Source organism: Vibrio sp. HS-50-1 (genome assembly GCF_024747315.1).
In the GTDB taxonomy this organism is placed as follows: Bacteria; Pseudomonadota; Gammaproteobacteria; order Enterobacterales; family Vibrionaceae; genus Vibrio; species Vibrio diabolicus.
This window is the reverse complement of sequence record NZ_JAMPZF010000048.1, coordinates 372,263-386,302: the sequence shown is the minus strand read 5'-3', so window position 1 is coordinate 386,302 and position 14,040 is coordinate 372,263. Positions and strand designations below refer to the sequence as shown.

Sequence of the window (14,040 nt, the reverse complement as noted above, 5' to 3'; positions counted from 1 at the left end):
CAATCATTGCTTCGGGCTTTTTTTCGACTTTAACTTCGTGCTCTACTGTGCGCAGCGGGTGTGATTACTCATCATCAAGAGGAACCAGCTTGGTGTTGCCGCCATGAACTTTCTCACGCTGTCTTTGCACCAGAGCGTAGAAGCCTGGGATCAAGAATGTACCTGCTAGAAGCACACACAATAGACCACCAATCAGCGACACGCCGAGCGAGTTTTGGCTCACGTGCCCTGCACCTGCGGCGAAGATCAGCGGGAAGATACCCAGGATAAACGACCAAGATGTCATATTCACAGCGCGGAAACGTAACGTGCCTCCTTTAACCGCTGCACTATCGATATCAGCATCTTTTTCTTCACGTTCTTGCTTGGCGAACTCCACAATCAAAATTGCGTTTTTCGCCGCCAAGGCTATGAGCAAGACAAGGCCAATTTGCGCATACAAGTTAAGCGGTGTCCCAGTCAGATTCAACGCCAAGAAGGAGCCTAACGTTGCTACTGGCACCACCAAAATGATGGCTAATGGAATACTCCAGCTCTCATATTGTGCCACCATGAACAAGTAAATGAAGATCAAAGCAAGAGCAAACGCATAAATGGCTTGGTTACCCGCAAGCACTTCCTGGTAAGCCATACCTGTCCATTCGTACGTGTATCCCTGCGGGAGAACTTCAGCAGCAACGCGTTCCATTGCGGCAATCGCATCACCACTAGAGTAGCCCGGAGCTGGTTGGCCTTGAATGATAGCACTGCGGTACATGTTGTAACGCCATGCCACATCAGGCTCAAACACTTGCTCGTAGCTCACTAGCGTACTTAACGGAACCATATCACCGTTCGAAGAACGAACATGGAAACGCTCTAGATCTTCCATGCTGCTACGGTGCTGGCTATCAGCTTGCATGGTTACGCGGAAGTTCTTACCAAACATGGTGAAGTCATTCACATAAAGCGAACCTAAGTTGCCTTGCAAGGTTTGGAAAATAGACGATAGCGAAATACCCAACTGCTGCGCTTTCTCACGGTCGATATCAACGTAGTAGTGCGGAACATTCGCGCGGAACGTGCTAAACGTGTAGGCAATTTCAGGGGCTTGGTTAGCCGCTTGGATCATTTCTCCCATGACCATCGACAAATCGGTACGGCTTCGCCCTAGCGTATCTTCAAGCACAAACTCAAAACCAGACGCAGCGCCCATACCAGGAACCGCCGGAGGTCCCATCGCAAACACAACCGCTTGAGGCAACTCTGTTGCAGCACGACCGTTAATACGCGCCGCGATGGCATTGGCAGAGTGTTCCCCTTGCAACGAGTTACGAGTATCCCAGTCATGCAGTTTGATAAACACAGATGCACCGTTTGATGCTGCTGCGCCTGTCATAAACGAGTAACCGTTTGCAACCGTCACGCCATCCACACCAGGTTCTTCACCAATCATGTTCATTAAATCATTGGTGACTTCTTCAGTACGAGATAAAGAAGCTGAATCTGGTAGCTGAACGTTAACCAGCAAAATGCCTTTATCTTCTTGAGGAACAAACGCTGTTGAGGTGGTTTTCGCAAAGAAAGTGACCGCCGCGATAGCGACTATAAAGAACGTCACGAGCAGCAAAGATTTCTTCACCAAGAAACCAGCGACCTGACCATAACGCGTTGTGATACGCTCTAAGCCGCGGTTGAAAGCCTGGAACCAGTTAGCAGTGTTGCCCCCACCCTGCTTCAATACCAAAGAACAAAGTGCTGGAGACAGCGTCAATGCGTTGATGGATGAGATCACAACCGAAATACAGATGGTCAAAGCGAACTGGCGATACATGATACCGGTGATACCCGGCAGCATCGCGACTGGTATGAATACCGCAAGTAAAACCAAGGTCGACGTGATGATTGGGCCCGTTACTTCTTTCATCGCTAGCAATGTCGCTTTACGCGGTGAAATGGTTGGGTCTTTCGCCATGGTGGTATCGACGTTTTCGATAACCAGAATCGCATCGTCCACCACGATACCAATCGCGAGGATCAAGCCAAACAAAGTGACCGTATTGATGGTGAAGCCCGTCGCCTGCATGATGGCAAACGTACCAATCAGAGAAACGGGGATCGCAACAACAGGAATCAAAGTTGCGCGCGCACTCCCCAAAAACAAGTAAGTTACAGCAATCACCAATAGAATCGCTTCAATCAGTGTTTTGACTACCCCTTTGATCGATTCAGATACGAACACGGTTGTATCGTAGCTGGTCTCATACGCCATGCCCTCAGGGAAGTTTTTACTCAAGTCCTCAAGCAGCTCCATGACGGCCTGACCACTTTCTAACGCGTTCGCATCCGATTGAAGAGACAATGCAACAATTGACGCGTCCTGACCACGGAATTTACCGTTACCATCGTAGAACTTTTTACCTAGTTCGACACGAGCGACATCTTTCAGATAAACCGTGGAACCATTTGGATTAGCTCGAAGGACAACGTTCTCAAACTCGCTCACGCTTTCCAAGCGACCTTTGGTCACAAGGTTAAACTGAACTTCTTGCGGATTGTTGTATGGTGCTGCACCAACACGTCCTGCCGCAACTTGAACGTTTTGTTCAGCCAAAGCGGCGTATACGTCTGACGTGGTTAGCTTAAGATTGGCCATTTTTTCCGGATCTAACCAAACACGCATTGCGTATTCGCCACCACCAATCACGTTAACTTCACTGATACCTTTCGCACGAGCCAGCTGATCTTTTACATTCAAGTTAATGTAGTTAATCAAGAACTGATCATCGTATTTGCCATCAGGTGAATAGAAGTTAAGTACCATCAGCAAGTCAGGTGAACGCTTTTTCACCGTCACACCAACCATGCGCACTTCTTGAGGCAGTTTTGACTCGATCTGTGATACACGGTTTTGCACGTTTACTTGTGCCATGTCTGGATCGGTTCCGACATCGAACGTGACATTTAGGCTGTATGAGCCATCGTTCGCGCTCTTTGAAGACATGTAGATCATGTCCTCAACGCCATTGACCGAGGTCTCTATGGGGTCCGCAATGGCCTGCTCGACAACTTCCGCACTCGCACCGGTGTAGTATGCCGAAACGCTGACTGATGGCGGACTTATCTGTGGGTACTCCGCCACTGGCAAAATCGCCAGTGAGATCGCGCCTGCTAGCGTTAATATGATCGAAATAACCAGCGCGAATTTAGGTCTCTGAATAAAGAAACGACTTAACATAGTGCCCCCTACTGCTTATCTTCAGCAGGTGTTTGAATGCGCACTTCTACACCATTACGCACACGCTGTAGGCCCTGTGTAATAACCGTATCTTCCTGATCGAGGCCTTCTCGAATGATAATGCCTTGTTCAACCTGAGGTCCAAGCTCGACGTTACGACGCTCTGCCACACTTCTCTCAGCCATCACCATCACAAAGTCACCTTCTAAGTCAGTCTGTACGGCACGTCGTGGGATAACAATAACGTCTTTCGTGTTCTTATCTCTCAAGTTCACTTTGATGTGCTGACCCGGAAGTAACTTCTGCTCTGGGTTTGGCACTAGCGCACGCATTGCAATCGTACCAGTTTTGGTATCGATACGATTACCTAAGAAATCGAGCTTACCGAGATGCTCAAAAAACTGACCATTTTCCAGCTCAAGCTGAACTTCAACTCTGTTTGATTCTGCTGAGCCGTCGCCTTTGACTTGATCCATCCCCATGGCTAAGCGCTCGCGCTCACTCACACTAAATGAAGTATGCACTGGGTCTAAGCTCACCAATGTCGTCAGCACGCCAGATGAAGGGGAAACAAGATCACCGGTACTCACTTTGGTATCGCTAATACGACCGCTAAACGGAGCCCGGATTTGAGTATAGGAAAGGTTAACTTCAGCAAGCTTTAGCTGAGCGTTTGCTGCTTCTAGCTCGGCTTTCGCACCAAGAAGTGCCGCAGTTAAGGCGTCAAACTCAGATTGGGAGATACTACCGCGAGGCAACAAGTTTTTACCTCGGGTGTGGTCTAGTTCCGCTTTTTTTAGCGCGGCTTTTGCTTGTGCAAGTGCCGCTTTAGCGCTCGCGACTTGTGCTTCAAAAGAAGATGGCTCGATAGAATAAAGAAGCTGCCCTTTTTCTACCATTTGCCCCTCTTCAAAGTGACGAGCTTTTAAATAGCCAGAAATCTGCGCGGTAATATTGGTATCTTCTACTGCTTCAATGCGACCGATATAAGACTTGCTCGGTTGGTAGTCGATAACCGTGACATCCTGAGTCACTACGAGAGGCGCTTGGCCTTCCCTTTGGGCATTATTAGCTTCCCCGCATCCAGCGAGGATTGCTGTAGCCGCCATTAGTGCGACAAGTGGTTTCTTTTGCATGTATTTACCGTCTTTATAGAACAGGATATTGTTGAATTCCCATCAACCTTACTCCTTGCTGCAACTGAAAACTTCACTCAAAAGCCCCCAAAATGTTTCTAAATGTAAACATGAGAAACAAAAAGAAAATAAAGTAATTTAGTTAACAGTGATATTTAACGAACAATATACAAACAGCTCAATCATAACTATTTGATATACACTCTCAGGCATCGTGCATTTAGAGGCACCAGGAAACACTAAGTGAGATATCGTATAAAGACGGAAAGTGAGATTCGGTGCTCAAGATAAGAACGTTTTATGGTTAAAAAGACAAAAAATGACGCCTTCATACTCAAGACCCCGATTTTGACTATTTTTTTAATATAAATGGGTTATCATTCAATTAATTCAACGCCTTCGACAGAGAGGATGACTATGATTTCTAAATGGGCAAAACGCTTTTACCAGATGGCAGAACTAGTGGCGTCATGGAGTAAGGACCCATCAACACAAGTCGGTGCAGTTATCACTAAACAGAATCGCATTGTATCTGTTGGATTTAATGGCTACCCGCACGGTGTTTCTGACAGTGTCGATACCGATGAACGCGAGTTGAAATACCTTAAAACACTACACGCGGAAGAGAACGCAATTTTGTTCTCAAAACGTGATTTAGACGGATGTGATATTTGGGTGACGCATTTTCCATGTCCTAATTGCGCGGCAAAGATCATTCAAACAGGGATCTCACACGTGCACTGCCCTGAGCAATCTGAAGACTTTCTATCTCGCTGGGGAGATAAAATCCAAGTCAGCCAAGACATGTTCGATCAAGCGGGTGTGAAAGTCGACTGGCTACCACTAGAAGACATTGAAATTGAAGACAAAGACGTACGTTAATGTTTCGTTTTTGAATTTAAAAATAGCCCAGATGACTCTGGGCTATTTTTCCCCATTCAATAGACAAGAACCGCTCGACTTGGTCTGTTAACCGTGTTTTTTCGCGGTGATTTCAGCAATTTTGACGATAACAAGCACTGACTTCTCCATCATTTCAACCGAAATAAACTCATGAATCCCATGGAAGTTAAAACCACCAGTGAAGATATTAGGGCACGGCAACCCCATAAAAGATAAACGAGCGCCATCTGTACCACCACGAATAGGTTTTATAATCGGCTCCACATCACACGCTTCCATCGCTTGCTTCGCTAGCTCAATGATATGCGGGTAAGGCTCAACCATTTCTCTCATATTGTAATAGCTGTCTGTTATTTTCAGTTCTACAGAACCATGGCGTAAGCCCGCGTTCATGTCATCAACGAGTTTCTGCATAAAGGCTTTTCGCTCTTCAAGCCCATGACGATCAAAGTCTCGGATAATGTAACCAAGTTCGCTTCGCGCCACGCCCATTTCTGCCGATTTTAAATGGAAGAACCCTTCGTAGCCTTCTGTTGTTTCGGGAGTTTGATCTTGAGGCATTTGAACCTGAAATTTCGCAGCCAAGTTCATCGCATTAACCATTTTACCTTTTGCAGTACCAGGGTGAACGCTGACACCATGAAAAATCACATCGGCGTTTGCCGCATTAAAATTTTCGTATTCCAGCTCACCTTGCGGGCCACCATCAATAGTGTATGCCCATTTCGCGCCAAACTTTTCAACATCAAATAAATCTGCGCCCCGGCCAATCTCTTCATCTGGTGTAAAGCCGATACAAATGTCGCCGTGTGGAATGTCTGGATTTTCTAGTAACAGCGCGACTGCAGAGAGAATCTCAGCAATACCAGCTTTGTTATCCGCGCCAAGTAATGTAGTGCCATCGGTAGTGATAAGATTGTGGCCATGTAGATGATGTAAATCTGGGTATTGCACCGGAGATAACACTTTATCCCCCAACCCTAGCGCAATATCGCCGCCTTGGTAATCTTCAATAAATTGCGGTTTTACGTTTTTTCCTGAGGCGTCAGGCGCGGTATCCATATGGGCAATAAAGCCGATAGGCGGCACCTCATAATCAACGTTAGCTGGCAGTCTAGCCATCAAGTAGCCATTTTTATCTAATGTCACATCACTTAAGCCAAGTTCGATCATCTCTTTCTTAAGCAGCTCAGCAAACACAAGCTGACCTGGCGAGCTTGGGCAAAGCGTAACATGTGGATTTGATTGGGTATCGAACGTGACGTAGCGAAGAAATCTTTCAACTAAATGTTTCATATTTATTCTCATTGTTTTTATACGATGAGGCTTTATCAACCATCAATAAGCTGACCTTACCTCATCAAACCTCAAGCTATGTTACGCTCTTAACTCAATAAGAATTTGCTTTGAATCATTTTTTCATAAGAAAGGCTACGGCACATCCCCTCGTCAATTGAAGCATGAATCTAATCTAATAATTCCTCAGCTAGTACTCGCCACTCTTTTACCTTACCGCGAAAATGACGCCATTGTTTATCGGTCATAGATTGAGAAATATCTAATGTCAGTTGATCGACCAGCACAAAGTTAGAATCAATATTTTTAGAAAGCTGCTCACTGTAATAGCTCTCTGGCTCGAACAACAGGCGCATAAATATATCCTGATAAGTGACAGCATTGGACTTGTTGTCGAACAGATATTCAAGCTCTTGATATATCGTTGCTCGATAACCTCTCCATAAAGGACTGTTAAGAGTGACTTGCTGAGAAAACGTTTGAGCTAATTGGCGCTGACTTTCTGATAGGCTTCCCAACCACTCTTCCATCCATTCTTCTGTGTTATCTAGAATAATTTCACGTATTTCATCTTCCGTTTTATCCGCATATTTTGCGTTTCGCTCTTGATAATGCTCTTGTACATTACTCAGAAATTCCCGTTCTTGATCTTTCGTTAACTGTAAACTCAAAGCAAAAAGGTCTGGTGCCGCTTTGCTTACCACTCTATCGTAATGCGCTTGCATTCTATCTCGATTTTCCTGCAAATAATTTAGGGTGATATCGCTCGCTTTTAATCCCTCAAGCTCTTTTAAATGATCGATATATAACGGTAATTCTTCTTTCTTATGCCATTCTGCTAACAATAATAAGCGTTCTTCCACTAGGACTTCTTGTTCACCTTGCAGAGAAACATAATCCTCTATGTAATCGATAACGAACCAATCGATATTGCTGTATAGAAACTTCTTCGTACATCCGGCAAGAAGAAATACGAAACAAAATAGAAGGCCATAACCAAGCACCTTATTAGATACACCCTGTAATTTAGTCACTTATTCGTATTCCCTTTTCTATTGATTAAGTTCTATACTCAACTTGTATCACTTAATATTGCGGCAAACTTACACCAGTGTGACAAATATTGATTGCCACCTTAATAATATATAGAGTTTGAAATTAACTTTTTGATCACAACTATCCGCAAAAAAGTGAGTTAGAGCGCAATTATCGGCTAAAAAACACACCGAACGACGCTCCCTATAACGGCATATAATTTGCATGGATGTTTTTTGGATGGTTTATGGAGGCGAAGTATGGCAGCCGCTGAGCAACTTGATACCAGTGTAGAATATGAGATTCGATATTTTGAACAGGGGAAAATGCACTGCATGAGAGTCATTGCTGAAAGCAAAAAAGTGGCTTATCAGTACTATTTAGAGTGCGGTAAGCACAACAGTGACTTGTACTCTATTCGCCCAGACAAATAAAAAAACCGCCTTAAAGGCGGTTTTTTTATTATTAAAATTACGCTAAACGATTGATTCCATTGGTGGTTTGGGATTGTTCTTCAACTGTATTATTTGATGTCGCCAAAGCGCTCAAGATAAAGAACGGTTGCCGCAGTACGAGAAGGAACTTGAAGCTTTTTAAGTAAACTCTTCATATGCACTTTAACCGTGGATTCAGAAATAAAAAGACGATCGGCAATCTGCTTGTTGCGGAAACCTCTTGCCACCTCTCTTAAGATCTGCGTTTCGCGATCCGTCAGCGTATCAAAAACGTCCTCTTGTCCTGAACGCTCACTCAAGTACTTAGAAACTTCTTGGCTGTATGCTTTGTCGCCTTGATGCGCTTGTTTTAGCAACTCAACCAACTCATCAGGCTCGGTATCTTTCAACAAATAGCCATCTGCGCCACTTCTAACTATTGCTTCTATGTCAGCTGGGCTATCTGATACAGTTAAGATAACAATTCGAGCTTCACAACCATCAGCACGTAGCGCTTGTAAGGTATCGAGGCCTGACATGCCTTTCATATTGAGATCAAGAAGTACAAGATCCAGTTCCAGCTCATGCGCTTTCGCTACCGCATCTGCGCCATTACTTGCTTCTGCAACGACTTCAAACTCAGGCTCAAAGCTTAAAAGTTGGTGAATACCTCGTCGCATGAGTGGATGATCATCCACCAGCATTACTTTACACACTGTCACTGTTTACTTCCTTACTATGTTGGAATTCTAGTTTTACGGTACAGCCTTTGTTGATCGATGCTTCAATGTGAAGATCGGCATGCAGCCTAGCGGCTCGCTCTTGCATGATACTCATACCGTAATGATTTAATTTTTCGTCTTGATGTTCAAAGCCTATTCCATCATCGGTAACGGTTACTGTGACTTTTCCATCATTATCAAGACATTGAATGTGAATATTATCTGCTTGCGCATGCTTGATGGCATTAATTGCCGCTTCTCTTATCAACTGTAGTAAATGAACCTGCTGGTGTGCATCCAGTTCAGTTGAAGAAAGTCTATTTTTTAACGTAATGTCAGCGACGGTTTGTTCGTTGAGCGTTTCGACCATATCTTGCAATGCTTGGCCAAAACTGCCCTCTTTAATCGTAAGACGAAACGTCGTCAGTAATTCGCGTAGTTGGGTATAAGCAGCAGATAAGCCCGTATCCAACTCGGCAATGACTTGATTCGCCTGAGCTATCGCTTTTTCATCAGGCAAATTCTTTACGCTTCTCTTTAATAAAGCGACCTGAATTTTTAAATAAGAGAGTGCTTGAGCTAATGAATCATGCAGTTCCCGAGCAATGGTGGCTCGCTCTTCCATCAGTAGGATTTGTTCTGCTTGGCGTTGGGCTCGATTGTAATACACGGCACGCGATAAAATCTGCACAAAGTTGTCAATCAGCGCCTCATTCGGACAAGGTAGCCCTGCCTTCCAATACAAATAGCCTAAGTGTTCACCGTCCAACGTTAGAGCCTTACTGTGGCAATCTTCATCACAGTCATGGCAGCACTCTTCCCCCTCCATCAATATCCAACTCGGTTCTCCCAATTGCTCTATTTCAAGTTTGACCGCTTTAATGCCTTCAAGACTTGCAATATGTTGCAATATGGCTTGGAAGTTATCCTGATTAATACGCGAAGCCGTTAACTCTTTCGACGAGTCATACAATACTTCTAAAGACTGATTCGCATGCTGTAATTTACGCGTTTTTTCATCAACCGCTTGTTCTAGCCCTCGGTATAACTTACCAAGGTCCGTCGCCATCCGATTAAAGGTTCGAGTCAGGATCCCCATTTCATTATCGCTGGATACATCAAGCGATATATTAAATGAGCGATTCTTAATTTGCTCGCTAGCAAAAACTAAAGCACGCAAAGGCCGTACAACTTCGAGGCGCACAAAATGGACAACAAACATACTGACACAAAGGATACCGCCTAACCCTAACCCGCCAATCCAAGCTAAGTTAATCAGCTTTTGCTCCGAAAAGCTTTGCAGCTTAAATACAAACTCATCGATCTGCTTTACAAAACCAGCCACTAGGAGTTGGTACTCCGCCGGGTTGTCTCCTCTCAACACCGACTTGAGCTCATGCCATCTCATAATAAGACGGTAGTAATCATGAGTAATGTCTTCTGGCACTGACCAATGCTGGAGCGCTTTCATAGAAGGTGAGTATATCGAATGTTCAAATGCGTCAATATGTGAAGAGTAATCAACAGATTTAATCTGAATATCATGTGCCAAACGATAACTTTGCATTCGCATTGAGCCAGCAACATTGACGGCTTCTGCATCATTCAAGCTTGACGCTAATGTAAAAATTGCAAAACCAGTCGTAGCAACTGAAAGCAGCAAAATAAGAAGCATCGCGGAAGCAATCGTGCGCGTCACTGACTTTTTCACATTTTTAAACAATCTGAGTTCCTCGCCCATTAACAGCCCTATTTATACGTGCAATGAACCCATTACCTTTCAACTTTATCAATATGTGATCACCTGCGACGGAATTTATTGATCCAAAACAATATTGCATCCCATTTACCTCCTAAGAGGTATTTATACAAATATGTCAAAAACTACAATTTCGTTAGTTTAAATGACAGTTTATTAATGAAAATTGTGGACTATGCTTAGTTTGGGTTCCAAGTTTCGAGGTGACTAAGTGGTAGACCTTTCCAGAAGAAGACTCTTTGCAAGAAAAGCGCACCCCGACAACGCCGTACGTTTGCCTTGGTTAACCAAGCCAGAACAGTTTACGGACGATTGCACTCGCTGCGGTAAATGCATTGAGGCCTGCGAAACAAAGATTATAACTAAAAGTGATGGCGGATTCCCTGCGGTCGATTTTTCTATTGATGAGTGCACATTTTGTTATCAGTGTGCAGACGCCTGTCCTGAGCCCCTTTTCTTGCCAAAAACAGAGCAACCTTGGCAAGCGAAAGCAAGCATCAATGATAGCTGCTTAGCAAAACAAAATGTCGAATGCCGAAGCTGTGGGGATATGTGCGACCCGATGGCAATTCAGTTCAAATTAGAGCTGGGGAAAGTAGCACAACCCAATTTAGACCTTGATGAGTGTAACGGCTGCGGCGCCTGTGTTTCAGTGTGCCCGACTTCATCCATCAATGTGAGCAATATAACAGCCTAAGCCGTATGTCGTCGGCCAAAGGCAATAAATGAGAGAGCTATATGTCACTAAATGAAGTGCATATTTCAAGTTTGGTAGTACACGTACTGCCAGAACATCTGGACGAAATCAAACAACAGATCGAAGCACATGAAAATGCGGAAATCTATGGTGACAGTCCAGAAGGCAAGATTATCGTCGTGCTTGAAACCGAAAACCAAGGTTTTATCACAGACACTATCGATGCCATCAACAATTTACCGAATGTCTTGAGCACGGTATTGGTTTATCACCAAATCGAAACTGGGCTTGAAGAAACGGATGAAGAAGACACTGGAACACAACATTCCCAAATCGAGGGTGAAGTATGAAAATGACAAGACGTGCGTTTGTGAAAGCAAACGCGGCTGCATCAGCTGCTGCTGTCGCAGGTGTTACACTACCAGCATCTGCAGCCAACCTGATTGCAAGCTCTGATCAAACCAAAATCACATGGGACAAAGCACCTTGTCGTTTCTGTGGTACAGGCTGTTCTGTTCTTGTTGGTACTCAAAATGGTAAAGTGGTAGCAACACAGGGTGACCCAGAAGCACCAGTAAACAAAGGCCTAAACTGTATTAAAGGCTACTTCCTTTCTAAGATCATGTACGGTCAAGACCGTCTGACCCAGCCGATGCTGAGAATGAAAGATGGCAAATTCCACAAAGACGGTGAATTTACACCTATCTCTTGGGATGACGCTTTCGACATCATGGCTGAGAAATGGAAAGCTTCCCTCGAGAAAAAAGGTCCAACAAGCGTAGGTATGTTTGGCTCAGGCCAATGGACAGTAATGGAAGGCTACGCTGCGTCAAAGCTAATGAAAGCGGGCTTCCGTTCAAACAACATTGATCCAAACGCTCGTCACTGTATGGCTTCTGCTGTAGTTGGCTTTATGCGCGCATTCGGTATCGATGAGCCGATGGGTTGTTACGATGACTTTGAGAACGCAGACGCATTCGTTCTATGGGGCTCGAACATGGCAGAGATGCACCCTGTTCTATGGACTCGTATTACTGACCGTCGCCTAAGTCACCCTCACGTTAAAGTGAACGTGCTTTCTACTTACTACCACCGTTCATTTGAGTTGGCAGATCACGGCTACATTTTTAATCCACAGTCTGACCTAGCGATTGCTAACTTCATCGCGAACTACATCATCGAAAACGATGCGGTAAACTGGGACTTCGTGAACAAGCACACTAACTTCACTCAAGCAGATACCGACATCGGTTACGGCCTACGTGACGATGATCCGCTACAAAAAGCAGCGAAGAATCCTAACTCAGGCAAACTAACGTCTATCTCTTTTGAAGAGTACAAAAAGTCTGTTGCACCTTACACCGCAGAGAAAGCCTCTGAAATATCTGGTGTTGAAAAAGAGAAGCTTATCGAGCTTGCGAAGCAATACGCCAATCCAAATACGAAAGTAATGTCACTTTGGACAATGGGTATGAACCAACATACTCGTGGCGTGTGGATGAATAACTTGGTTTACAACATCCACCTACTAACCGGTAAGATCTCGACTCCAGGTAACAGCCCATTCTCACTAACGGGTCAACCATCAGCATGTGGTACCGCTCGTGAGGTGGGTACATTTGCTCACCGTTTACCTGCAGACATGGTAGTAGCTAACCCGAAACACCGTAAGATTGCGGAAGACATCTGGAAACTGCCAGAAGGGACGATTCCACCAAAACCTGGCTTCCACGCCGTATTGCAAGACCGTATGCTGAATGACGGCGTTCTGAACTGTTACTGGGTTCAATGTAACAACAACATGCAAGCAGGTCCAAACATCAACACAGAACGTCTTCCAGGTTACCGCAACCCAGAAAACTTCATCGTTGTGTCTGACCCATACCCGACGGCAACAGCGCAAGCAGCAGACCTTATTCTTCCAACAGCAATGTGGATTGAGAAAGAAGGTGCTTACGGTAACGCAGAGCGTCGTACTCAAGCTTGGTACCAACAAGTGGGCACGGTCGGTCAGGCAAAATCTGACCTATGGCAGCTAATGGAGTTCTCGAAACGCTTCAAAATGGAAGAAGTGTGGCCTGAAGAGCTTCTAGCGAAAGCGCCTCAGTATCGTGGTAAAACCATGTACGACGTACTATACCGCAATGGTAATGTCGACAAGTTCCCTATCGAAGAAGCTCGCGAATTGAATGACGATGCTCACCACTTCGGTTTCTATGTTCAAAAAGGTCTGTTTGAGGAATACGCAACGTTTGGCCGCGGTCACGGGCATGATTTAGCACCATACGACCGTTACCATAAAGTGCGTGGTCTACGTTGGCCAGTTGTTGATGGTAAGGAAACACAATGGCGCTTTAAAGAAGGTTCTGATCCATACGCAAAAGAAGGTTCTGGTTGGGATTTCTACGGCAATGCTGACGGCAAAGCGAAGATTATCTCTGCACCATATGAAGCGCCACCAGAAGTGCCAAACGATGAGTTTGATATGTGGCTATGTACTGGCCGTGTTCTTGAACATTGGCACACAGGCACCATGACTCGTCGTGTACCTGAGCTATACAAAGCAGTACCAGACGCAGTGTGTTACATGCACCCTGAGGACGCAAAAGCGCGTAACGTGCGTCGTGGTGAAGAAGTACTCATGGCAAACAAACGCGGCGAAGTACGCGTTCGTGTTGAAACTCGCGGTCGTAACCGTCCGCCAAAAGGTTTGGTATTCGTACCGTTCTTTGATGCACGTATTTTGATTAACAAGCTCATCCTAGATGCGACTGACCCACTATCTAAACAGACAGACTTTAAGAAGTGTCCAGTCAAAATCACTAAGATTGCTTAACCTTC

General features: G+C 44.9%; 11 protein-coding genes. 5 read left to right on the top strand and 6 right to left on the bottom strand.

What is annotated here, in order from left to right; genetic code table 11:
• Positions 1-64 precede the first annotated feature (64 nt).
• Together vmeZ and vmeY are read right to left on the bottom strand one after the other, a co-directional pair.
• On the bottom strand, positions 65-3,217 hold the full coding sequence (vmeZ, locus tag NDJ01_RS21130; RefSeq protein ID WP_046875892.1) for a multidrug efflux RND transporter permease subunit VmeZ: 3,153 nt from the start codon (positions 3,215-3,217) through the stop codon (positions 65-67).
• An 8-nt stretch (positions 3,218-3,225) separates the two neighbouring features.
• A complete protein-coding gene (vmeY, locus tag NDJ01_RS21125; RefSeq protein ID WP_258587282.1) occupies positions 3,226-4,353 on the bottom strand; it encodes a multidrug efflux RND transporter periplasmic adaptor subunit VmeY in 1,128 nt (375 codons plus the stop codon).
• A gap of 417 nt (positions 4,354-4,770) precedes the next feature.
• Between vmeY and NDJ01_RS21120 the strand changes: the two genes are divergently transcribed.
• Positions 4,771-5,235, top strand: a complete 465-nt coding sequence (locus tag NDJ01_RS21120) for a dCMP deaminase family protein (protein ID WP_005373515.1) — start codon at positions 4,771-4,773, stop codon at positions 5,233-5,235.
• Between the two features lie 87 nt (positions 5,236-5,322).
• On the opposite strand, the gene pepT is transcribed toward NDJ01_RS21120, so the two are convergent.
• Together pepT and NDJ01_RS21110 are read right to left on the bottom strand one after the other, a co-directional pair.
• A complete protein-coding gene (gene pepT / locus NDJ01_RS21115; RefSeq protein ID WP_258587281.1) occupies positions 5,323-6,552 on the bottom strand; it encodes a peptidase T in 1,230 nt (409 codons plus the stop codon).
• Positions 6,553-6,722: 170 nt separating this feature from the next.
• On the bottom strand, positions 6,723-7,586 hold the full coding sequence (locus NDJ01_RS21110; RefSeq protein WP_258587280.1) for a DUF6279 family lipoprotein: 864 nt from the start codon (positions 7,584-7,586) through the stop codon (positions 6,723-6,725).
• A gap of 261 nt (positions 7,587-7,847) precedes the next feature.
• Here NDJ01_RS21110 and NDJ01_RS21105 point away from each other — a divergent pair, with 261 nt between their 5' ends.
• Positions 7,848-8,021: a hypothetical protein gene (locus NDJ01_RS21105; protein ID WP_005373524.1), complete on the top strand. Its 174-nt coding sequence runs from the start codon at positions 7,848-7,850 to the stop codon at positions 8,019-8,021.
• A gap of 89 nt (positions 8,022-8,110) precedes the next feature.
• Here the strand turns inward: NDJ01_RS21105 and NDJ01_RS21100 are convergent, their stop codons facing one another.
• Together NDJ01_RS21100 and narQ are read right to left on the bottom strand one after the other, a co-directional pair.
• Positions 8,111-8,743, bottom strand: coding sequence for a response regulator (locus NDJ01_RS21100; protein WP_005398453.1), 633 nt, complete (start codon positions 8,741-8,743; stop codon positions 8,111-8,113).
• Positions 8,730-10,466: a nitrate/nitrite two-component system sensor histidine kinase NarQ gene (gene narQ, locus NDJ01_RS21095; RefSeq protein ID WP_048625157.1), complete on the bottom strand. Its 1,737-nt coding sequence runs from the start codon at positions 10,464-10,466 to the stop codon at positions 8,730-8,732. Before narQ ends, NDJ01_RS21100 begins: the two co-directional genes overlap by 14 nt.
• 247 nt (positions 10,467-10,713) lie before the next feature.
• Here narQ and napF point away from each other — a divergent pair, with 247 nt between their 5' ends.
• The 3 genes from napF to napA are packed head-to-tail and all read left to right on the top strand — an operon-like array spanning position 10,714 to position 14,035.
• Positions 10,714-11,199, top strand: a complete 486-nt coding sequence (gene napF / locus NDJ01_RS21090) for a ferredoxin-type protein NapF (RefSeq protein ID WP_225460949.1) — start codon at positions 10,714-10,716, stop codon at positions 11,197-11,199.
• Positions 11,200-11,240: 41 nt separating this feature from the next.
• The gene (locus NDJ01_RS21085) at positions 11,241-11,549 is read left to right on the top strand and encodes a chaperone NapD (protein WP_005398456.1); all 309 of its coding nucleotides are present in this window, start codon (positions 11,241-11,243) and stop codon (positions 11,547-11,549) included.
• A complete protein-coding gene (napA, locus tag NDJ01_RS21080; RefSeq protein WP_258587279.1) occupies positions 11,546-14,035 on the top strand; it encodes a periplasmic nitrate reductase subunit alpha in 2,490 nt (829 codons plus the stop codon). The genes NDJ01_RS21085 and napA overlap by 4 nt, the downstream gene beginning before the upstream one ends.
• Positions 14,036-14,040 lie beyond the last annotated feature (5 nt).

Coding starts and splice junctions, on each gene's coding strand:
- vmeZ (WP_046875892.1), bottom strand. CDS start 3,217: ATGTTAAGTCGTTTCTTTATTCAGAGACCTAAATTCGCGCTGGTTATT.
- vmeY (WP_258587282.1), bottom strand. CDS start 4,353: ATGCAAAAGAAACCACTTGTCGCACTAATGGCGGCTACAGCAATCCTC.
- NDJ01_RS21120 (WP_005373515.1), top strand. CDS start 4,771: ATGATTTCTAAATGGGCAAAACGCTTTTACCAGATGGCAGAACTAGTG.
- pepT (WP_258587281.1), bottom strand. CDS start 6,552: ATGAAACATTTAGTTGAAAGATTTCTTCGCTACGTCACGTTCGATACC.
- NDJ01_RS21105 (WP_005373524.1), top strand. CDS start 7,848: ATGGCAGCCGCTGAGCAACTTGATACCAGTGTAGAATATGAGATTCGA.
- NDJ01_RS21085 (WP_005398456.1), top strand. CDS start 11,241: ATGTCACTAAATGAAGTGCATATTTCAAGTTTGGTAGTACACGTACTG.
- napA (WP_258587279.1), top strand. CDS start 11,546: ATGAAAATGACAAGACGTGCGTTTGTGAAAGCAAACGCGGCTGCATCA.